The sequence below is a fragment of the Diaphorobacter sp. MNS-0 genome (assembly GCF_019602835.1).
Classification (GTDB): Bacteria; Pseudomonadota; Gammaproteobacteria; order Burkholderiales; family Burkholderiaceae_C; genus Diaphorobacter; species Diaphorobacter nitroreducens.
Window position 1 is genome coordinate 1,205,576 of sequence record NZ_CP080761.1, and the last position, 20,119, is coordinate 1,225,694.

18 protein-coding genes and 2 pseudogenes are annotated in these 20,119 nt (G+C 67.0%); 11 read left to right on the forward strand and 9 right to left on the reverse strand.

What is annotated here, in order from left to right; translation table 11 throughout:
- Positions 1-158: 158 nt before the first annotated feature.
- Entirely contained in the window at positions 159-632 is a 474-nt protein-coding gene (locus K2L43_RS05775; RefSeq protein ID WP_220638684.1) for a hypothetical protein, read from the reverse strand.
- Positions 633-793: 161 nt separating this feature from the next.
- On the opposite strand from K2L43_RS05775, the gene xdhC reads away from it, so the two are divergent.
- A complete protein-coding gene (gene xdhC / locus K2L43_RS05780) occupies positions 794-1,618 on the forward strand; it encodes a xanthine dehydrogenase accessory protein XdhC (protein WP_220638685.1) in 825 nt (274 codons plus the stop codon).
- 73 nt (positions 1,619-1,691) lie between these two features.
- On the opposite strand, the gene K2L43_RS05785 is transcribed toward xdhC, so the two are convergent.
- The gene (locus K2L43_RS05785) at positions 1,692-3,149 is read right to left on the reverse strand and encodes an aldehyde dehydrogenase family protein (protein WP_220638686.1); all 1,458 of its coding nucleotides are present in this window, start codon (positions 3,147-3,149) and stop codon (positions 1,692-1,694) included.
- Positions 3,150-3,266: 117 nt separating this feature from the next.
- Between K2L43_RS05785 and K2L43_RS05790 the strand changes: the two genes are divergently transcribed.
- The 7 genes from K2L43_RS05790 (at position 3,267) to K2L43_RS05820 (ending at position 10,242) form a co-directional block, all read left to right on the forward strand.
- Positions 3,267-3,959, forward strand: a complete 693-nt coding sequence (locus K2L43_RS05790; protein ID WP_220638687.1) for a GntR family transcriptional regulator — start codon at positions 3,267-3,269, stop codon at positions 3,957-3,959.
- A gap of 188 nt (positions 3,960-4,147) precedes the next feature.
- A complete protein-coding gene (locus K2L43_RS05795; protein WP_135149572.1) occupies positions 4,148-5,353 on the forward strand; it encodes a urate hydroxylase PuuD in 1,206 nt (401 codons plus the stop codon).
- 33 nt (positions 5,354-5,386) lie between these two features.
- Complete coding sequence (gene guaD, locus K2L43_RS05800) at positions 5,387-6,670, forward strand: guanine deaminase (RefSeq protein ID WP_220638688.1); 1,284 nt, start codon at positions 5,387-5,389, stop codon at positions 6,668-6,670.
- Positions 6,671-6,760: 90 nt separating this feature from the next.
- A complete protein-coding gene (dcd, locus tag K2L43_RS05805) occupies positions 6,761-7,327 on the forward strand; it encodes a dCTP deaminase (protein ID WP_011804563.1) in 567 nt (188 codons plus the stop codon).
- A 153-nt stretch (positions 7,328-7,480) separates the two neighbouring features.
- A complete protein-coding gene (locus K2L43_RS05810) occupies positions 7,481-7,729 on the forward strand; it encodes a hypothetical protein (protein ID WP_220638689.1) in 249 nt (82 codons plus the stop codon).
- Positions 7,730-7,808: 79 nt separating this feature from the next.
- Positions 7,809-8,672 carry a neutral zinc metallopeptidase gene (locus tag K2L43_RS05815; protein ID WP_047350812.1) on the forward strand — a complete coding sequence of 288 codons (864 nt, stop codon included), beginning with the start codon at positions 7,809-7,811 and terminating at the stop codon, positions 8,670-8,672.
- Between the two features lie 115 nt (positions 8,673-8,787).
- Positions 8,788-10,242, forward strand: coding sequence for a DEAD/DEAH box helicase (locus K2L43_RS05820; RefSeq protein WP_047350813.1), 1,455 nt, complete (start codon positions 8,788-8,790; stop codon positions 10,240-10,242).
- 93 nt (positions 10,243-10,335) lie between these two features.
- Here K2L43_RS05820 and K2L43_RS19190 read toward each other — a convergent pair whose 3' ends face one another.
- The 7 genes and pseudogenes from K2L43_RS19190 to K2L43_RS05850 all read right to left on the reverse strand — a co-directional run bounded on the left by K2L43_RS19190 (position 10,336) and on the right by K2L43_RS05850 (position 14,784).
- The gene (locus K2L43_RS19190; RefSeq protein ID WP_370633104.1) at positions 10,336-10,512 is read right to left on the reverse strand and encodes a nitrous oxide reductase accessory protein NosL; all 177 of its coding nucleotides are present in this window, start codon (positions 10,510-10,512) and stop codon (positions 10,336-10,338) included.
- Between the two features lie 113 nt (positions 10,513-10,625).
- Positions 10,626-11,003 (reverse strand): annotated as a pseudogene (locus tag K2L43_RS19195) (hypothetical protein); the annotation flags it as partial.
- A gap of 13 nt (positions 11,004-11,016) precedes the next feature.
- The gene (locus tag K2L43_RS05830; RefSeq protein ID WP_135149101.1) at positions 11,017-11,565 is read right to left on the reverse strand and encodes a nitrous oxide reductase accessory protein NosL; all 549 of its coding nucleotides are present in this window, start codon (positions 11,563-11,565) and stop codon (positions 11,017-11,019) included.
- Positions 11,562-12,377 (reverse strand): ABC transporter permease, encoded by an 816-nt coding sequence (locus tag K2L43_RS05835; RefSeq protein ID WP_011804568.1) that lies wholly within the window; start codon positions 12,375-12,377, stop codon positions 11,562-11,564. Before K2L43_RS05835 ends, K2L43_RS05830 begins: the two co-directional genes overlap by 4 nt.
- Before the next feature lie 20 nt (positions 12,378-12,397).
- Positions 12,398-13,330, reverse strand: coding sequence for an ABC transporter ATP-binding protein (locus K2L43_RS05840; RefSeq protein ID WP_220638690.1), 933 nt, complete (start codon positions 13,328-13,330; stop codon positions 12,398-12,400).
- Positions 13,305-13,925, reverse strand: a pseudogene (locus K2L43_RS05845) (NosD domain-containing protein); the annotation flags it as partial. The gene K2L43_RS05840 and the pseudogene K2L43_RS05845, both read right to left, overlap by 26 nt.
- Before the next feature lie 13 nt (positions 13,926-13,938).
- Entirely contained in the window at positions 13,939-14,784 is an 846-nt protein-coding gene (locus K2L43_RS05850; RefSeq protein ID WP_220638691.1) for a symmetrical bis(5'-nucleosyl)-tetraphosphatase, read from the reverse strand.
- Positions 14,785-15,123: 339 nt separating this feature from the next.
- On the opposite strand from K2L43_RS05850, the gene K2L43_RS05855 reads away from it, so the two are divergent.
- The 3 genes from K2L43_RS05855 (at position 15,124) to K2L43_RS05865 (ending at position 20,105) form a co-directional block, all read left to right on the forward strand.
- Complete coding sequence (locus tag K2L43_RS05855) at positions 15,124-15,420, forward strand: H-NS histone family protein (protein ID WP_220638692.1); 297 nt, start codon at positions 15,124-15,126, stop codon at positions 15,418-15,420.
- A gap of 389 nt (positions 15,421-15,809) precedes the next feature.
- On the forward strand, positions 15,810-18,734 hold the full coding sequence (locus K2L43_RS05860; protein WP_220638693.1) for an aconitate hydratase: 2,925 nt from the start codon (positions 15,810-15,812) through the stop codon (positions 18,732-18,734).
- 126 nt (positions 18,735-18,860) lie between these two features.
- Positions 18,861-20,105 carry an FAD-dependent monooxygenase gene (locus tag K2L43_RS05865; protein ID WP_220638694.1) on the forward strand — a complete coding sequence of 415 codons (1,245 nt, stop codon included), beginning with the start codon at positions 18,861-18,863 and terminating at the stop codon, positions 20,103-20,105.
- Positions 20,106-20,119: the final 14 nt, after the last annotated feature.

Consider the following 20,119-nt stretch of genomic DNA (forward strand, 5'->3'; position numbering starts at 1 on the left):
CGGCGCAGGGCAACGCGGATCCAATTCTTGCGAGTCGCGCATGCCTGCTTTGGGCGGGCTGCGGCGGTGCAGATGCCCGCAGTCGCTACGGCTATTGCTGTGATTCGCGCCTTGCAAACCAGGGCGCGCGCCATCGCGGAGGCCTGTGCGGCGGCGTCTTAGAGCTGGCCCTCGGTCAGCGTGTCGAGCTGAAAATTCCCGGACTTGTCCCACAGCCAGGTGTCGGTGTAGGTCACGCGCGCCATGCGCGTGGGCACGGGGAAGGGCGCTGCCGCGCGCACCGTGCGTTCGATCTCGGCCACCACGTCGGGCGCATGGCGGGGCGCACGCATCCAGCGCAGCGAAGTCACGCGGCCCGCGCGGTCGATGTCCACCTCCAGCACGCCAATGGCGTGCAGCAGCGGCGGCAGCTTGCCCTTGTAGATGCGCGCTGCATTCAGGCCATAAATGTGGCTGGCGGCATCCTGCCGGTAGGCGCGCGGGGTGGCCGCGGAGGACGCGCGTGCCGAGCCCTGGGCGGCCGGCACCGGGCCGGTGACGCGCGCGTCGCTGCCCGGTAGGCGCGAGTCCTGGGCGGAGGGCCCCTCGGGCCCCGACTTGCAGGCCGAGACGATCGCCGCGACCAATGCCATCACCCCGGCGGGCAGCCACCACGTTCGCCGCGCACGGGATGCACGCTGGGCCGAAGAGGGCGGGGCGGAAGGCAGCTGTGGCATGGTGTTTGTCGCTATGCTGTACCGCGGGCCACGACCAAGGCGGTGGCGCGCATGAATCAAGCTGGAGGAATCAGCGAGTGAAGGCATTGGACTGCCTGCTGGAGCGTATCAAGACCGCACCCGCCTGCCTGGTGACGGTGGAGTCTACCCAAGGCTCGGCGCCGCGGGAAGCCGGGGCATGGCTCGCGGTGTTCGCGGCGGGCGACGACTTCGTCGGCACCATCGGCGGCGGCCACCTGGAACTGCAGGCGCTGCGCGAAGCGCGTGAACGCCTGGCGGAGCACCTGGCTGGCAACCCTTCGCGCATGCCGCTCGTGCGACATGCGCTGGGCCCCAGCCTGGGGCAGTGCTGCGGCGGCGTGGTGCAGCTGCGGTTTGAATGCGTGGGGGCTGCTGACGCGCCGGCCTTGCGCGAGCGCCTGGCACCGCGGCTGCGGCCGGTGGCGCTGTTCGGCGGCGGCCATGTGGGGCATGCGCTGGCGCGGGTGCTGGCGCCGCTGCCGTTTGCGCTGCACTGGATCGACAGCCGCGATGGCGTGTTCCCGCCGCAGGGGGACGGCGCGTCCGTGGTCTGTGAGCAGTCCGACCCGGTACAGGCGGCCGTGCCGGGCCTGGCGCCGCAGTCCTTCGTGCTCATCATGAGCTTCAGCCACGCGGAGGATCTGGACATCGTGGCGGCGTGCCTCGCACGGCAGCGTGCGCGCGGCGATCTGCCGTTCATCGGCCTGATCGGCAGCCGCACCAAGTGGGCCACCTTCCGCCACCGGCTGACGGCGCGGGGGTTCTCGGATACCGAGCTGGCGCAGGTGACCTGCCCGATCGGCGTGCCCGGAATCGCCGGCAAGCAGCCCGAGGTGATCGCCGTGGCCGTGGCCGCGCAGTTGCTGCAGCGGCTGGCCTGAGATTGCGTATAAAAATGGCCGCTGGCGCTTATGGAGCGAGCGCCAGCAGCTATTAATACAGGAGTTGCGTGGGTCACGCCAGCGTATAGGCCGTCTTCACCGTCGTGAAGAACTCCTGCGCGTAACGGCCTTGTTCCCGCGGGCCGTAGCTGGAGCCCTTGCGCCCGCCGAAGGGCACGTGGTAGTCCACCCCGGCCGTGGGCAGGTTCACCATCACCATGCCCGCCTGTGCATGGCGTTTGAAGTGCGTGGCGTATTTCAGGCTGGTGGTGGCAATGCCGGCGGACAGGCCGAATTCGGTGTCATTCGCCACGGCCAGGGCTTCGTCGTAGCCGCGCACGCGGATCACGCTGGCCACGGGGCCGAACACCTCTTCGCGGTTGATGCGCATCGCCGGCGCCGTGTCCACGAACAGCGCGGGCGCCATGAAGAAGCCTTCGTTGCCGCTGCCCGTGTGGCAGGCCACGCGCAGGCCGCCGGCCGCCAGCACGCCGCCCTCGGCCTTGGCGATCTCTACGTACGACAGGTCTTGCTCCAGCTGCGCCTGGCTCACCACAGGGCCCACGTCGGTGCCCGTGGCCAGCGCATCGCCCACTTTGATTTTCGCCATGCGTGCCTGCAGCGCCTCGATGAACTTCGGGTAGATGCCCTGGGTGACGATCAGGCGGCTGGACGCCGTGCAGCGCTGGCCCGTGGAATAGAACGCGCTCTGTGCGGACAGCTCCACCGCCTGCGCGAGGTCGGCATCGTCCAGCACCACCTGCGGATTCTTGCCGCCCATCTCCAACTGCACCTTCTTGCCGTTCTGCACGCACGCCTGGGCGATGCCGCGGCCCACGCCGACCGATCCGGTGAAGCTGATGGCGGCCACGCCGGGGTGCTGCACCAGCGCCTCGCCGATCACGCGCCCGCGGCCCATCACCAGGTTGAACACGCCGGCGGGGATGCCCGAGCGGTGGATGATCTCGGCCAGCGCCCACGCACTGCCGGGCACCAGGTCGGCGGGCTTCAACACCACGCAGTTGCCGAACGCCAGGGCTGGCGCGATCTTCCAGGCGGGGATGGCCATGGGGAAGTTCCACGGCGTGATCAGACCCACGACGCCGATGGGCTCGCGCGTGACCTCCACGCCGATGCCGGGGCGCACCGAGGGCACGGTCTCGCCCGCCAGGCGCAGGCATTCGCCGGCGAAGAACTTGAAGATCTGCCCGGCGCGGGCGACTTCGCCGATGCCTTCTGCGCGGGTCTTGCCTTCCTCGCGCGCCAGCAGCGCGCCCAGCTCCTCGCGCCGCGCGAGGGTTTCATTGCCGATCTTGTCCAGCGCATCGTGGCGCGCCTGGATGCCCGACGTGCTCCATGCGGGGAAGGCAGCGGTGGCGGCCGCTACGGCGGCGTCCACGTGCGAGGCGTCGCCCTGGGCGTATTCGCCCACCACATCGGCCAGGTTGCTGGGATTGGTGTTGGGCGCGGCCTGGGACGTGGAAACCCATTCGCCGTTGATGAGCAGGCCGTGGGGGGAGGAAGCAGACATGGGAATCCTTGGGAAGTGTGTGGACAGAGAAAAGGAGAGGCGGGCACGGCCGTGAAGGCGTGCCATTTGAAATATTGGAACACTAATATATTAGTGCACGAATGCGAGAATCCACGTATGCCCATACTGACCAAGTTCCGCCTTGACCGTGCGCGCCTGGCCGCCCCGCAGGTCTTCGAAAGCCTGCGCGAGGCCATTCTGACGCTGGAGCTGGTGCCCGGCGCGATGCTGGTGCGCAGCGAGCTGGCCGGGCAATTTGGCGTGAGCCAGACGCCCATCCGCGAGGCGCTGCTGCGCCTGGAAGAGGAGGGCCTGGTGGAAGTCTTTCCCCAGCACGCCACGCTGGTCAGCCGCATCGACGTGGCGGCCGCGCGTGAAGCGCACTTCCTGCGCCGCTCCATCGAGCTGGAGATCGTGCGCACGCTGGCGCTGCAGCCGCCCCCCGGCCTGGTAGTGCAATTGCAGGCGCAGTGCGCACTGCAGGAATCGCTGGCGGCCGCGCAGCGCTATGACGACTTTCTGGGAGCGGACCACGGCTTTCACCGCCTGATGTATGAGGCGGCCGGCGTCATGGGCCTGTGGGCGCTGGTGCGCCGCTACTCCGGCCATGTGGATCGCCTGCGCCGCCTGCACCTGCCCACCGCAGGCAAGACGGGCGTCATCATGCGCCAGCACCGGGCCATCCTCGATGCCATTGACCGGCAGAACGCTCCCGCGGCCCAGGAGGCGTTGCGCGAGCACCTGTCGGGCACGCTCAGCGCGGTGGATGACGTATGCGCCCAGCATCCGGATTACATCCTGCAGGGTTAGGGACAATCCCTGGGCCATTCCAGCGGCCGTTGCCAGAAAAGTGCATACACTTCCTGTTCACAAAACGGGTCGCAGCGGTGCCCCGGCAGCTTCCTGCCACGGTGCGCGGCCCCTCTTTTTCTGCTCAGAGCGCCCGCAGTGGTGAGCAGCTTGCAGGCGGCCCGCCGGGCCGCCAAGGTTGAAACACGATGGAAAGCTACTTCCTCGACTGGGCCAATCTGCTGCTGCGCTGGCTGCACGTCATCACTGCCATCGCCTGGGTGGGCTCCTCGTTCTACTTCGTCTTTCTGGACAGCAGCCTCACGCCGCCGGTAGACGAGGACCTGAAGCGCCAGGGCGTGAACGGCGAGCTTTGGGCTGTGCACGGCGGGGGCTTCTACCACCCGGTCAAGTTCAACGTGGCGCCCCCGAAGCTGCCGGACCATCTGCACTGGTTCTTCTGGGAGAGCTACACCACCTGGCTCAGCGGCTTTGCGCTGCTTACGGTTTCGTATCTGTGGAACGCGGGCATCTACCTGGTGCATCCGGCCGACCCGCTCATGTCGCCCGCCATGGCCATCGCGGCGGCACTGGCCTTCCTAGTGGTGTTCTGGCTGCTGTACGACGGCATCTGCCGCGTGTTCGGCCAGAAGACCAACGGCGATGCCATCGTGGGGGCGCTGGTGCTGGTCCTGGTGTGCATCGCCGCGTGGCTGGCCTGCCGCATCTTCCCCGGCCAGGCGGCTTTCCTGCTGATGGGCGCAATGCTCGCCACCTCGATGAGCGCCAACGTGTTCTTCTGGATCATTCCCGGCCAGCGCAAGGTGGTGGCGGCACTGAAGGCCGGCCAGCCGGTGGACCCGGTGCATGGCAAGCGCGGCAAGCAGCGCAGCGTGCACAACACGTACTTCACGCTGCCGGTGCTGTTCGCCATGCTCTCCAACCACTACGGCTGGCTCTACAACCATGGGCAGAACTGGCTGGTACTGATCCTCATGATGTTCGCAGGCGCGGCCATTCGCCAGTTCTTCGTGATGCGCCACGGCTACAAGCTGGGCCGCAACGGCCATCCCTGGCCTTATGCGGCCGTCGGCGTGGTGGTGCTGCTGGGCGTGGTGGTATGGCTCAAGCCGGCTGCGCCAGCCGTGTCCGCCGCCGCGCCGGCCGCCGCAGGCTACGAACAACTGCACGCCGTCATACAAAAACACTGCGTGGTGTGCCACAGCGCCAATACCGTCGCGCAGAAGAACGTGAAGTTCGACACCCCGCAGGACGTGAAGAGCCACGCGCAGCAGATCTACCAACAGGTGGTGCAGCTGCGCAAGATGCCGTTTGGCAACCCGGGCGCACTGTCCGACGAAGAGCGCGAAACCTTCAAACGCTGGTACGAAAACGGCGCCAGCATCGCGCCCTGACGCCCCCCGGTATTGCGGGCATCATCCGGGGCCATGCACCTTTACCGATCTGCGCTCCTGCGCTTTGCCGACGACGGCACGGCCCTGTACGAAGAAGACGGCCTGTTGGCCACCGCGCCCGATGACCGGGGCGTGCAGCGCGTGCACGCCGCCGGCGCGTGGCGCGCGCTGGCGCCCCTCTATCTTCCTCAGGCCTCGCAGCCGGTGACCCACTGGCCCGGCCGCATCATTGCACCGGGCTTCGTGGACATGCATGTGCACTACCCGCAGCTGGACGTGATCGGATCACCCGCCGAAGGCCTGCTGCCCTGGCTGGAGAACTACACCTTCCCGCACGAGTCGCGCTTTGTCGATGCGGACTACGCCGCGGGGGTGGCGGGCTTCTTCCTGGATGAGCTGCAGCGCAACGGCGTGACCACGGCGCTCACCTTCGCCACCTCGCATCCGGGCTCGGTGGATGCGCTGATGGCGCAGGCACATGCGCGGCGGCTGCGCCTGATTGCCGGCAAGGTGCTGCAAGACCGCCACTCGCCCGACGGCGTGCGCGACGCGACCGAGCAGTCGCTGATCGACACCGAGGCGCTGATCCAGCGCTGGCACGGCCAGGGCCGGCTGGGCTATGCGATCACGCCGCGTTTTGCCCCCACCAGCACGCCGCAGCAGCTGAGCGGCGCGGGTGCTCTGGCCGCGCGCTACCCCGACGTATGGGTGCAGTCCCATGTGGCGGAGAACCAGCAGGAGATCCGCTGGGCGCAGGAGCTGTTCCCCGGCACGCGCAGCTACCTGGATGTGTATGCCCGTGCCGGCCTGCTGCGTGAGCGCGCGGTGTACGCGCATTGCATCCATTTCGACGACGAGGACCGCGCCGCCATGCGCGAGAGCGGCGCGGTGGCTGCCGTATGCCCCACGAGCAACCTGTTCCTGGGCAGTGGCCAGTTTGACTTTGCGGGCGCGGACCGCATGGGCTTCGGCTACGGCTTGGCCAGCGACGTGGGCGGCGGCACCAGCTTCAGCCCTTTTCACACGATGCTGGCCGCGTACTACGTAGGCCGGGAGGGGCAGACCAAGACGGGACTGAGCCTGGCGCCGCAACGGCTGTGGTGGCTGCATACCGCCGGTGCCGCGCGGGCGTTGGGGCTGGATGGCGTGGTGGGCAACCTGCAGCCGGGTTGCGAAGCCGACTTCGTGGTGCTGAATCCTGCAGCGACCCCGCTGCTGGCGCGGCGCACGGCGGGCGCCGCCCACCTGGACGAACTGCTGTTCGCGATGATCGTGCTCGGCGACGACCGTTTGATCGAGCGCACAGTCATTGCATGAAATATTTGCCTCTGACGCTTATGTATCAAGCGCCAGCAGCTATCATTTAAGTAGCTTTCATTCGCCTAGAATACGCGCCAGGAGTACCCCATGAGCATCAAGAGCGACAAATGGATCCGCCGCATGGCCGAGCAGCACGGCATGATCGAGCCGTTCGAGCCCGGCCAGATCCGGCAGCAGGACGGGCGCAAGATCATCAGCTACGGCACCAGCAGCTACGGCTACGACATCCGCTGCGCGCGTGAATTCAAGGTCTTTACCAACATTCACAGCACCGTGGTGGACCCGAAGAACTTCGACGAAAAGAGCTTCGTGGACTTCGAGGGCGACTACTGCATCATCCCGCCCAACAGCTTCGCGCTCGCGCGCACCGTGGAGTACTTCCGCATCCCGCGCGATGTGCTCACCGTCTGCCTGGGCAAGAGCACCTATGCGCGCTGCGGCATCATCGTCAACGTCACGCCGTTCGAGCCCGAGTGGGAAGGCTACGTGACGCTGGAGTTCTCCAACACCACGCCGCTGCCCGCCAAGATCTACGCGGGTGAGGGCTGCGCGCAGGTGCTTTTCTTCCAGGGTGACGAGGAATGTGCCGTGAGCTACAAGGACCGCAACGGCAAATACCAGGGCCAGCACGGGGTGACGCTGCCCAAGGCCTGAAGGACCTGTCTGAAGGACCGCGGCCTGGACCGTGGGGTGCGCGCCGACTCCTGCGCCGGCGCTTGCCGCCGTCCTACACGCAGGCTGGCCCTGCGCCGGTGGTACGGCTGCGTGGCGCTGCCTAGGATGGCTGCAGTGTTTCAGGAGTACTGCATGTCCCACACCATCCATGATCCCGCCTCCCCCGCTGCGCCACGGCCATGGGATCCGCCCTTGAAATCTGCGCCCACGCCCAGCCTCTGGATGTGGCTGGGTGCCGCCATCGTCATCCTTGCGCAGTTGTGGGTGCTGCAGGCGGTGGTGGAACGCCACACGCACCAAGCCCACGAACGGATGGCGAAGTACGTCAACCACACGCTGCAGCCGCGCCCGTCGCCGGACATGTTGCTGGCCGCGCAGTAGTGCGCGGCGCGAAATCCCGAGGGTGCCGCCGCGGGCGTAACATCGGCGGCTGGTGCGTCGTACACGCAGGAGATCACCCATGAGATGGGAAGGCAATCGCGAATCGGACAACGTGGAAGACCGGCGCAGCGGCGGCGGGGGCGGCTTCATCGGCGGACGCTCGATCGGCATTGGCACCATCGTTGTGGCGCTCATCGGCTGGGGTGTGTTTGGCATCAACCCGCTGACCACCATCGGCGTACTGTCGGGCGGGGGCGCGCCGCAGGTCCAACAGGGGCCGGCCCAGCGTCCGCCGCAGGGCGACCGTGAGGCCGCCTTCGTCTCCACCGTCCTGGCGTCCACGGAGGATGTGTGGACGCAGGTGTTCCAGCAAGGTGGGGCGCAGTACCGCCAGCCCAAGTTGGTGCTCTACCGCGGCGCCACGCCCACGGCCTGTGGCACGGGGCAGAGCGCGATGGGGCCGTTTTACTGCCCTGGGGACCAAAAGGTGTACCTGGACATGGATTTCTTCGACACCATGAGTCGCCAGTTGGGTGCGCCAGGCGAATTTGCCCGCGCCTACGTGATCGCGCACGAGGTCGGCCACCATGTGCAGACCCTGCTGGGCACCACCGGCAAGGTGGACGGCATGCGCGGGCGCGTGAGCCAGCGCGAGCAGAACGCGCTGTCGGTTCGGCTGGAACTGCAGGCCGACTGTTACGCCGGCATTTGGGCCCACCATTCGCAACAGGCCAAGAACTGGCTGGAGCAGGGCGACATCGAATCCGCGGTGAACGCCGCCGAGCAGATCGGTGACGACGCGCTGCAGCGCCAGCAGACCGGCACCGTGCGGCCCGATGCCTTCACCCACGGCTCCAGCGCGCAGCGCGTGCGGTGGTTCACGCAGGGGTTCAAGACCGGCAGTGTGCAAGGCTGCAACACTTTCAATGCACAGTCGCTTTGACACCGTGAACGCGCGCTAAGCCGTCGTTTTCGCGCCAAGCAGGAGACGCCCCGGTACAGGCCGTTAACGGCCTTGTTGGCCTTCGCCGCTGCTGCAATGCGACAATAGCGGCTTCATGACACAACCCTATTCCACTCTTGCGCTGGCCGAGCCGCTCAAGCGCGCCGTAGCCGAGATGGGCTACGAGAACATGACGCCGATCCAGGCGCAGGCGATCCCTGTCGTGCTGACCGGCAAGGACGTGATGGGTGCGGCGCAAACCGGCACCGGCAAGACGGCGGCTTTTTCGCTGCCGTTGCTGCAGCGCCTGCTCAAGCACGAGAACAGTTCAGCCTCTCCCGCGCGCCACCCTGTGCGCGCGCTCGTGCTGCTGCCCACGCGCGAGCTGGCGGACCAGGTGGCGCAGCAGATCGCGCTGTACGCCAAGTACACCAAGCTGCGCAGCACGGTGGTGTTTGGCGGCATGGACATGAAGCCGCAGACCATCGAGCTGAAAAAGGGCGTCGAGGTGCTGGTGGCCACGCCCGGCCGTCTGCTGGACCATATCGAGGCCAAGAACGCAGTGCTCAATCAGGTCGAGTACGTGGTGCTGGACGAGGCCGACCGCATGCTGGACATTGGCTTCCTGCCCGACCTGCAGCGCATCCTCTCCTACCTGCCCAAGCAGCGCACCACGCTGCTGTTCTCCGCCACCTTCTCGCCCGAGATCAAGCGCCTGGCCGGCAGCTATCTGCAGGACCCGATCACCATCGAGGTCGCGCGCCCCAACGAGACCGCCTCCACCGTGGAGCAGCGCTTCTTCGCGGTAGACGGCGACGACAAGCGCCGCGCCATCCGCCATGTGCTGAACGAGCGCGGCCTCAAGCAGGCCTTCATCTTCGTGAACAGCAAGCTGGGCTGCGCGCGCCTGGCCCGCAGCCTGGAGCGCGACGGTCTCAAGACCGCCGCGTTGCATGGCGACAAGAGCCAGGACGAGCGACTGAAGGCGCTGGAAGCCTTCAAGAGCGGCGAGGTGGACCTGCTGGTCTGCACCGACGTGGCGGCGCGGGGCTTGGATATCAAAGACGTGCCCGCGGTGTTCAACTACGACGTGCCCTTCAATGCAGAGGACTATGTGCACCGTATCGGCCGTACGGGCCGCGCCGGCGCATCGGGTCTGGCCGTCACGCTGGTGGCCAGCAGCGATACCCGCCTGGTGGCGGATATCGAGAAGCTCATCAAGAAGAAGATCGAGCTGGAACCGCTGGAATTGCAGGAAGATCGTCAGCGGGGCCGCTACAACGACGGCCGCCGCGCCTGGGGCGGTGACGATTCGGGCGAGGGCGCTCCAGCCGCCCCCCGCAGCCGCGAGCGCAGCGCGTACCGCTCTGCGCCTGCAGCGTCTCGCGATCCGTTCTTCGACAAGCCCTACGAGGCCGGCACCTCGGCCGGTGCGTCGGCGAGCTGGGAGGTGGCCCCCAAGGCATCGCCCGCGCGTGGCGGCATCTCCGCCAACATCAAGCCCAAGCGCAAATTACCCGCCTTGTTCAAGGCACCGCAGGCCTCTACGGCCGAGCCATCAACCCACTGAAAACACAGGCCGCCGTTCAGCGGCCTTTTCGATAAAAAATGCCCCTAGCGCTTGCGGAATAAGCGCTAATAGCTATATTTTTAATAGCGAATGCTAGGGATGATGGTGCCCGCCAGGGCCCGCCAACTGCGCGATCAGGGGGGCGTCCACGGCGCCAAAGGCGAGCACTGTGCCGCCGCGCTGTGCGGCAAAGGCCTGTGCGGCCTCCCGTGTCGAGAACGCGGGCAGATTGCCGGCGCGCATCGGCCCCCGCGCCGACGAGCCGTGCACGTAATAGGCAGACAGCGCGTCCGTCCAGCGGGCACCGCCCGCGGCCGCTCTGGCCGCGTGGTGTCGGTGACGTAGTGCGCCATGATGTCCCGTGCACTGCGGCCGGGGCTGTAGCGGGCCACGTCCTGCAGGTACATGAACAGCGACAGGGGCGAGTCGAAAAACTGTGCGTCGCCATTGCGAAAGATGACCTGCGCCGCCCAGTCGGGCGAACGGGCGGGGAACATGCCGCACACGGGACAGCGCGCATCCACCGGAATGGGGCGCGCTGCCGTGGGCGGCAGGCCCGACGCGGGGTCGTACGGCGTTGGGGGTGCGACGATGCACACGTCCGGCTCCAGGGCGGGAGCCGGCTGGGGCCGCAGCGCGCTGCGCAGGCTCGGCACGCCCCAGAGCCCGCCCGCCGCGGCTGCAAACGCCAGCGTGCCCGCAACCAGCATGCGCCTGCGGCGTGGCTGGTGCGGCGGAGGACTCAGGGTGGATGCAGACATGGTGCAAGGACTGTTACATGCGGGTGTCGTGCAGCGCACCGCCGCTCAGGTCCACCATGTCGAGCTTGATGTCCGCAAAGCGCAGCACCTTGCCGCCATGTTCACCGGCGAACTTGGCTGCATCGGCCTCCTGCGCGAAGCTGGCGATGGTGGGGCCCATGGAGCCATGCCGCTTGCTGCCCAGCACGTAGACGGCGGTCTTGGCGTCGATCCAGTGGCCCTTGGGTTCGTTCCAGTCGGCCTTGCCCATGTCCTGCACGTACACGGCGCGCACTGCACGCACTTGTTCGCCGGCGAGCAGGGTGTTGAACAGTTCGATGGTGTCGCAGAAGAAGGAGGGCTTTTCCTGGCCCGCGTAGTGGATCTGCGCCTTGGGGCCGGGGTAGTCTGCAAGCAGCATGCCGTCGAGCTCGCAACTTGTGGAACGGTCGATCTCCACGGGCGCAAGGGACTGCTGTTCGGTTGCCTTGTCGCCGCAGCCAGCCAGCAGGCTGCTGGTGGCCAGCGCCGTGAAGGCTGCCATGCCCAGTGCACGGCGACGGGTGATGCAGGAACAGGTCATGGCTTGAATCTCCAGTTGGCGATGGCGAGCGGCAGGGCGATCCACGCCAGCATCACGCCACCCATGATTGCGGGGCTACCCAGCGACGAGGGAACGACGCTGGCGAGCCCGTAGAGCGTGCGCACGTCTTCGAGCGAGAACACGTTGAGGATGCGGAACACGTCGGCCGGGTTCAGCAGCAGCAGCCAGGCGAACGCATCGCCCGCGAACTGCCCGCCCGTGGCCACCAGCAGGCCCAGCAGCAGCAAATCGAACACCAGCACGAAGAAGAACCAGGTAGCGATGGCCAGACCCGAGGCGCGCGTGCGGTCGCGTGCCAGCACCGATAGCATCACTGCCAGGCTCAGGAATGCGAGGCCCAGCAATACCGAGCTGATCATGAAGCCGCCGTAGTGGAACAGGGCATTGGCGCTCATGTGGCGCCACAGCAGCACCGCCACCAGCCCGAAGCCCGCCAGGGTGGAGAGCGCCAGCGCAGCCGCCAAGCCCAGGTATTTGCCCAGCAGCAATTCCAGCCGGGTAATGGGCAGGGCCAGCAGCAGATCAAGCGAGCCGCGCTCGCGCTCGCCCACGATGGCATCGAACCCCAGCAACAGCGCAATCAGCGGGATGAGGTAGATGACCAGGCTGACGAGGCTGGCGATGGTGAACTCGATGGAGCGAAAGCCCACCGTGCCCTGCTGCGCGCCGCCGAAGTAGGCGATGACGAGTGAGAACACGGTGAAGACGAGGGCCACCGCAAGCACCCAGCGATTGCGCATGCGATCGCGGAATTCCTTGGCGGCGATGGTGAAGATCTGGGTCAGTTCCATGGGACGTCGTAGGCAGTGTGTCAGTCGGCGAAGCCGAAGAACACGTCTTCGAGCGAGGGCTCCAGCAGCTTGAGGTCGCGCACGCGCGCGCCCAGTGGCGCGAGGGCGGCCAGCACGGCCATCTTCTGCTCGCGCGGGCAGTGCAGGCGCAAGCCTTCGGGCGTGTGCTCGGGGACGATGCCCGTCGCTTGCTCCAGCGCCTGTGCGGCGGCGGGCCGGTCGGCGGGTGCGATGTCCAGTTCGAACGACAGCGGCATGCGGGTTTGCTCGCGCAGCTGCTGCACGCTGCCCAGCGCCTGGATGCGGCCGGCCGAGAGAATGGCGAGCCGGTCCACGCGTTCTTGCAGTTCGGCGAGGATGTGCGAGGTGATGACCATGGTCACGCCCTCGGCCTGCAGGCCCCGCAGCGTGGCGTAGAAGTCGCGGATCGCCTGCGGGTCCAGGCCGTTGGTGGGTTCGTCCAGGAACAACACGCGCGGGCTGCCCAGCAATGCCTGCGCGAAGCCCAGGCGCTGGCGCATGCCCTTGGAATACTCGCGCACCGGGCGCTTGCCGGCGTGTGCCAGGCCCACGCGCTCCAGAATGTCCGCGCACTGCGCCAGCGGGGCGGATTTCAGCCGCGCGAAAAAGCGCAGCGTCTCCAACCCGTCCAGGTTGTCGTAGAGCACCACGTTTTCAGGCAGGTAGCCCAGTTGGCGGCGGGCGGCGCGGAACCCCCGCCCACCCACCTGGGCGCCTGCGATCAAAAGCGTGCCCTGCGTGGGTTTCACCAGGCCCAGCATCATCTTGAACAGCGTGCTCTTGCCTGCGCCGTTGTGCCCGATCAGGCCGAAGATCTCGCCCTTGGGGATGTCCAGGTCCACGCCGTCCACGGCGTGCAGCGCGCCGTAGTGCTTGCCGACGCCGCGCAGCGAGATGGCCACGTTGTCACTGGCCGGGGAAATGCTTGCCACGCCATTCACTCCATTGTTGATTGCTGGGCTGCATGCGCGGCTTCGGGTCCACGACCGATGGCACGCGCAGCACAGGGAACTGCCGGCCCACCAGGCGCAGGGCCTGCACGGCCGGGCTGGCCAGCAGCAGCTTGACGCTAGGGTGGCGCCAGGTCAGGCGGTCCACCATGTCGTTGGCCTCGTAGGGCACATCGCCGACACCGTCGCCATCGCGGTCCCAGCCCAGGTAGTTGCTCCAGTGGTTGCCGCTCTTGGCGCCCCAGCGCTCGTCGCGCGCACCCACGTAGCGTACCTGCTCGCGGTTGGAGATGAAGTCGTTGCCTTCGACTTCGTTGTTCTTCGAGCCCGCGGCCAGGTGCACGCCGACGGTGTTGTCCACCACCAGGTTGTTGTTGAGCTTGATGTACTCCACGTCGTAGATGAAGAAGCCCCGGCTGTTGCCGGCCACGACGTTGCCTTCGATCACCGAATCCTGCAGCGTGCGCAGCATGATGCCGTGGTCGGAGTTGCCCCAGGCGCGGTTGTTGCGCACGGTCTGCTCGCGCACTTCCATCAGGGCCAAGCCGCCACGGTTGTAGTAGGTGTCGTTGTCCTTGTTGATAGCGTGCCTAGGCACCGGGCATTTGCGCCTGCGGGCATTCCACGTGGCAGCGCTCGCGGTCGGCCAGTGTCGTGCCGAAACGCACCGCGCTCAGGCAGCCGCCCCACACGCACCCGGTGTCCAGCCCGAGGACGTCAGCCCGGTCCAGCCAGCCCAACGTGGACCAGTGGCCAAAGGCGATCAGTGTGTTCAGCGTGCGACGTCCGGGTGCGTCAAACCACGGCACCAGCCCTGGAGGCGCCTCGGAGGCGCTTTCGGTGCTCTCGAAATCCATACGGCCCTCGGGTGAGCAAAAGCGCATGCGCGTGAGCGCATTCACGATCACGCGCAGGCGGTCCGTTCCCTGAAGCTCCGGGCTCCACAGGTCGGGAGAATTCCCGTACATCTGCTGCAGAAAACCGGCGAACTCCCGGCTTTGCAGGACGGCTTCGACTTCGCCGGCATATGCCAACGTCTCCTCTGCCGTCCATTGTGGCAACACGCCGGCATGCACCATCAGCAGGTCGCCGCCGCCATGGTGCACACGCCGCGCCAGCGGCTGGTGCCTCAGCCATTCGAGCATCTCGTCCCGATCCGGCGCCAGCAGGATGCCCTGCAGCGTGTCACGCCGCGACGGTCGGCGCGTGCCGTAGGCGGCAGCGAGCAGGTGCAAATCATGGTTGCCCAGTAGGGGCCGCACGCTGTCCCCGAGGGTGATGCATCGGCGCAGCACCGCGGCGGAGTCCGGGCCGCGGTTCACCAGATCACCCAGCACGTACAACGTGTCCCGGCTGGGCGAGAAACCAATGGTGGCGAGCAGGCGTTCAAAGGCGTCGTCGCAACCCTGGATGTCGCCCACACAATATAGAGCCATATTCTTAGAACAGAGTCAGGAGAAGCGGCGATTGTGCTCGCCAACTGGGTGGAATCGGTGGTTATTTGAAGGGCTATGCGACGCTGGCAAAGTGCTGCGCAAACCAGAAACGTTGGTAACTAGTTGAATCAAATCACCATTTTGGTGCAAGCAATGATACGGGTGCATTGGTGTACCTGCGCGAGAAAAGGTTCCTTGAGTGTGTCCATGGGAGGTAGTGATCTGGGCTGGGGTTGTTTGTTGCTTTTTTATGCGGCCAATTGCCATGAACTTGTAACGGGATTGGGTTTAGGACTTTATAATCCGCGTGCCCATTAATCCTTAACGCTCCATACCTCCATGACCGTCAGCTACAAAGAACTGTTGAAACAGCGTGAAGCCCTTGAGCAGCAAATCACCGAGGCGCGACGCCGTGAATTGACGGCTGCTATCTCGCAGGTGCGCGAACTGGTGGCGGAATATGGCCTGGCGCAGCAGGATGTGTTCCCTGCAGGCCGCACGGGCCGCGTTTCTGCAACCAGTGGAACCAAGGTCGCGCCCAAATACCGCGACCCCGCCACGGGCCAGACCTGGACGGGCCGCGGCAAGGCGCCGAAATGGATTCAAAACGAAGACCGCGAGAAGTTCGCTATTTGAACACCACGTGGCGGCGCGGCTCGGCGCAATTCTCCGGGCCGACCTAACCGCTGTTTTGCGTGTGATTTGAAGAACCCGCTGGGGCGTGGCCTTGGCGGGTTTTGTCGCTTATGAAGGGTGCAGTATTCGTGGCGCGGTGCGCGGCAATATGGTGGGCGCGTCAAAGGGCCCCGCTGATGACAGACACTCGGCAAAGTGGCCCACGCACCGATTAACGGATACGGTGCAGGAGCGGTGTACCGGTGCTTCCTGGCCGCGCGGCGACCGCAGGACGCGTATTCATTTAAACCCGATTGCCCCAGCGTGGGGTCAAGGTATTTCGCGATGCGTTGGCTCTGCAGTGCGGCGCTGCCAAAATGGGCTCTGTCGTTACCCACAGGAGTTCTTGTATGGCAGCCTCCCGCAACCCCGGTCACGCTTTTGCTTCCACGCTCGCTACGTTTGCCACGGCAGCGGGAAAGAGCGGCAAGTTCTTTTCGCTGCCTGCGCTGGCGCGCCAGTTTCCGGGAGTGAACCGGCTGCCGGTGTCCCTGCGCATCGTGCTGGAATCCGTACTGCGCAATTGCGATGGCCGCCGCATCACTGCAGAGCATGTGGAGCAGTTGGCTCGCTGGGCGCCCAATGCGCCGCGCAAGGACGAGATTCCGTTCGTGGTGTCGCGCGTCGTGCTGCAGGATTTCACGGGCGTGCCGCTGCTGGCCGATTTGGCCGCGATGCGCAGCGTGGCCCAGCGCCTGGGCCACAACCCCCGCAAGATCGAGCCGCTGGTGCCTGTGGACCTGGTAGTGGACCACTCCATCATGGTGGACTACTACGGCACGAAGAAGGCCCTCGACCTGAACATGAAGCTGGAATTCCAGCGCAACCGCGAGCGCTATGAGTTCATGAAGTGGGGCATGCAGGCCTTCAGCACTTTTGGTGTGGTGCCTCCGGGCTTTGGCATCGTGCACCAGGTGAACCTGGAATACCTGGCGCGCGGCGTGCACCGCACGGCCGACGGCGTGTACTACCCCGACACCCTGGTCGGCACCGACAGCCACACCACCATGATCAACGGCATCGGCGTCGTGGGCTGGGGCGTGGGCGGCATCGAGGCCGAAGCCGCCATGCTGGGCCAGCCGCTGTACTTCCTCACGCCCGACGTGGTGGGCATGGAGCTCACCGGGCGGCTGCGCGAGGGCGTCACGGCCACCGACCTGGTGCTCACCGTGACCGAGCTGCTGCGCCGCCACAAGGTGGTGGGCAAGTTCGTGGAGTTCTTCGGCGAGGGCACGCGCACGCTCTCCGTGCCCGACCGCGCCACCATCGGCAATATGGCGCCCGAGTACGGCGCGACCATGGGCTTTTTCCCGGTCGACGAGAAGACCGTCGATTACCTGCGCGGCACGGGCCGCACGGCGGCCGAGATCGAGGCCTTCGAGGCCTACTTCAAGGCGCAGAACATGTTCGGCGTGCCCCGGGCGGGCGAGATCGATTACTCCGAGGTTGTCACGCTGGACCTGTCCACCGTCACGCCCAGCCTGGCCGGCCCCAAGCGCCCGCAGGACCGCATCGAGCTGGGGCAGGTCAAGCAGCAGTTCACCACCCTGTTCAGCCAGCCCGTGGCCGCCAACGGCTTCAACCAGCCGGCCGAGCGCCTGGGCCAGCGCTACCGCGTGGGCTGCGGCGTGGGCGATGCGGCCGCCGAGGCGCAGCAGCCCCAGCCCGGCGCGGCGCGCAATGTGGTCGAGATGGTAGGCAACCGCCCCGCGCGCGCCGCCGCGCAGGCGCCGCACCCGGCCCCGCAGGTGTGCGCCGTGCCCGAAGACGCTGCACAGGCGCTCACCGTGGGCCACGGCGACGTGCTGATCGCCGCCATCACGAGCTGCACCAACACCTCCAACCCCAGCGTGCTGCTTGCCGCGGGCCTGCTGGCCCAGAAGGCGGTGCAGGCCGGGCTCAAGGTGCAGCCGCACATCAAGACCTCGCTGGCGCCGGGCTCGCGCATCGTGACCGAGTACCTCAGCGAGACCGGCCTGCTGCCCTACCTCGAAAAGCTGGGCTTTGCCGTGGCGGGCTATGGCTGCACGACCTGCATCGGCAACGCGGGCGACCTCACGCCCGAGCTCAACGAGGCCATCACCGCCAACGACCTGGTCTGCGCGGCCGTGCTCTCGGGCAACCGCAATTTCGAGGCGCGCATCCACCCCAACCTCAAAGCCAACTTCCTGGCCAGCCCGCCGCTGGTGGTGGCCTATGCGATCGCGGGCACGGTGCTCAAGGACCTCATGACCGAACCGGTCGGCAAGGGCAAGGGCGGGCGCGACGTGTACTTGGGCGACATCTGGCCCAGCAGCGACGAGATCCATGCGCTCATGAAGTACGCCATGAACGGCAAGGCCTTCAAGGAGAACTACGCCAAGGTCAAGACCGACCCCGGAGCCCTGTGGAACAAGATCCGCGGGGTGGACGGAGACGTCTATGTGTGGCCCGGCAGCACCTACATCGCGGAGCCGCCATTCTTTGCGGATTTTGCTCTCGATTCAGTAGCTGCCAGCGATGGTAAACAGGGCGCTGCAGGCCAAAAAACCTCGGAATCCGTGATGGGTGCCCGCATCATGGCGCTGTTCGGTGACTCCATCACCACGGACCACATCTCTCCCGCAGGCTCCATCCCGGAAACCTCTCCCGCCGGCCAGTGGCTGCTGCAGCACGGGGTGGCCAAGCCCGACTTCAACAGCTACGGCGCGCGCCGCGGCAACCACGAAGTGATGATGCGCGGCACCTTTGCCAACGTGCGCATCAAGAACCTCATGATCCCGCCGCTGGCCGACGGCTCGCGCGAGGAGGGGGGCGTCACCATCTTTCAGGGCGAGGGACCGATGCAGGGCCAGAAGATGTTCATCTTCGACGCCGCGATGCACTACATCGCCAACAAGACGCCCACGGTGATCTTCGCGGGGGAGGAATACGGTACCGGCTCCAGCCGGGACTGGGCGGCCAAGGGCACCCAGTTGCTGGGCATCAAGGCGGTGGTGGCGCGCAGCTTCGAGCGCATCCACCGCTCCAACCTCGTGGGCATGGGGGTGCTGCCGCTGCAGCTGCGCGGCAACGACTCGTGGCAGAGCCTGGGCCTGCAAGGCGACGAGGTGATCGACGTGATTCCAGACCCCGCGCTCACACCGCAAAGCGAGGCGCGCCTGGTCATCCGCCGTGCGGATGGTTCCTGCCAGGAAGTGGCCGTCACCCTGCGCATCGATACACCCATCGAGGTGGACTATTACCGTGCGGGCGGCATCCTGCCGTATGTACTGCGGCAGTTGCTGAGCGCGTGATCCCATCTCTTAGGACGCGGTGCTGCGGTCCCAGGCGGTGCGATCTGGTCTGCGCGCCGTGGGATTGCGCCATGCCTGGTGCACCGCTGATAGCAGGGTGGCTGCCGGTGGGCGGACAATCGGTCCATGCAGAAACAAGTCTTGATCGCAGGCGGTGGCATCGGAGGATTGGCTGCCGCCCTGGGTAGCTCGCGTGCCGGGTGGGAAGTGCGCCTCTTCGAGCGTGCCGCGGAGTTCACCGAGGTGGGCGCCGGCGTGCAGATCGGCCCGAACGTGGTGCGCCGGCTGCAGGCCTGCGGCCTGCAGAGCGCGCTGCAGGCCGTGGCCGCCTTCCCCGAGCGTCTGCAGGTGCGCAGTGCGCTCACCGGCGCTGAGTTGGCGGCGCTGCGCCTGGGCAACACCGCCATCGAGCGCTACGGCGCCGCCTACGCCACCATCCACCGTGCGGACCTGCACGGCCTGCTGCTCGATGCATTGCGCGAGCGCACTGGTGTGCACCTGAACCTGGGCCATTCCATCGTGCACCATGCGCAAGACGGTGGCGTGGTCACCGTGCGCGTAACGCGCCACGGCCCGGCAAGCGCCAGCGAGGGCGGTGCGCAAGATCTGCTGATCGAAGGCGATGCGCTCATCGGCGCCGACGGCCTGCGCAGCGGCACGCGCATGCGTTTGCTGGGTGAGACGCCCACGCGAGTCTCCGGCCACCTGGCCTACCGCGCCGTGGTGCGCCAGGACGCGCTGCCCCAGGCGCTGCGCAGCCAGCAGGTGACCGCCTGGCTGGGGCCGCGCCTGCACGTGGTGCAGTACCCGCTGCGCCGTGGCGAATTGCTGAACGTGGTGGCCATCCGCCACGGGCAGCCGCCGGCCGACCTCGATTCCTGGGACCATGGCGCCAACGCGGCCGATCTGGAGGCCGCGCTGGCCCGCACCTGCACGCCGCTGCAGGACTTGATTCGCGCCGTGCCCCAGGCGGGCAGTGGCTGGCGCCTGTGGCCGCTGCTGGACCGCCCGCCCGTCGCCGGCCCGCAAGAGATGGTGCAGGGGGTGGTGGCGTTGCTGGGCGACGCGGCGCACCCCATGCGGCCCTACCTGGCGCAAGGCGCCGGCATGGCCATCGAGGACGCAGCCGAGCTGCAGCGCGCCCTGGCCATGCACGACCTGGAAGTGCCGCTGCGCCTGCGCCGTTACGCGCTCAACCGCTGGCAGCGCAACGCGCGCGTGCAGGAGCGCTCGCGGCGCAACGGGCGCATCTTCCATGCCACGGGCCTCGTGCGCTGGGGGCGCGACACGGCGTTGCGGCTGCTGGGAGAGCGGCTGCTGGACGTGCCCTGGCTCTACCGGGGCGACGGCTCCAGCGCCAGCTCGCTGTGAACGTGCGCTGGGGC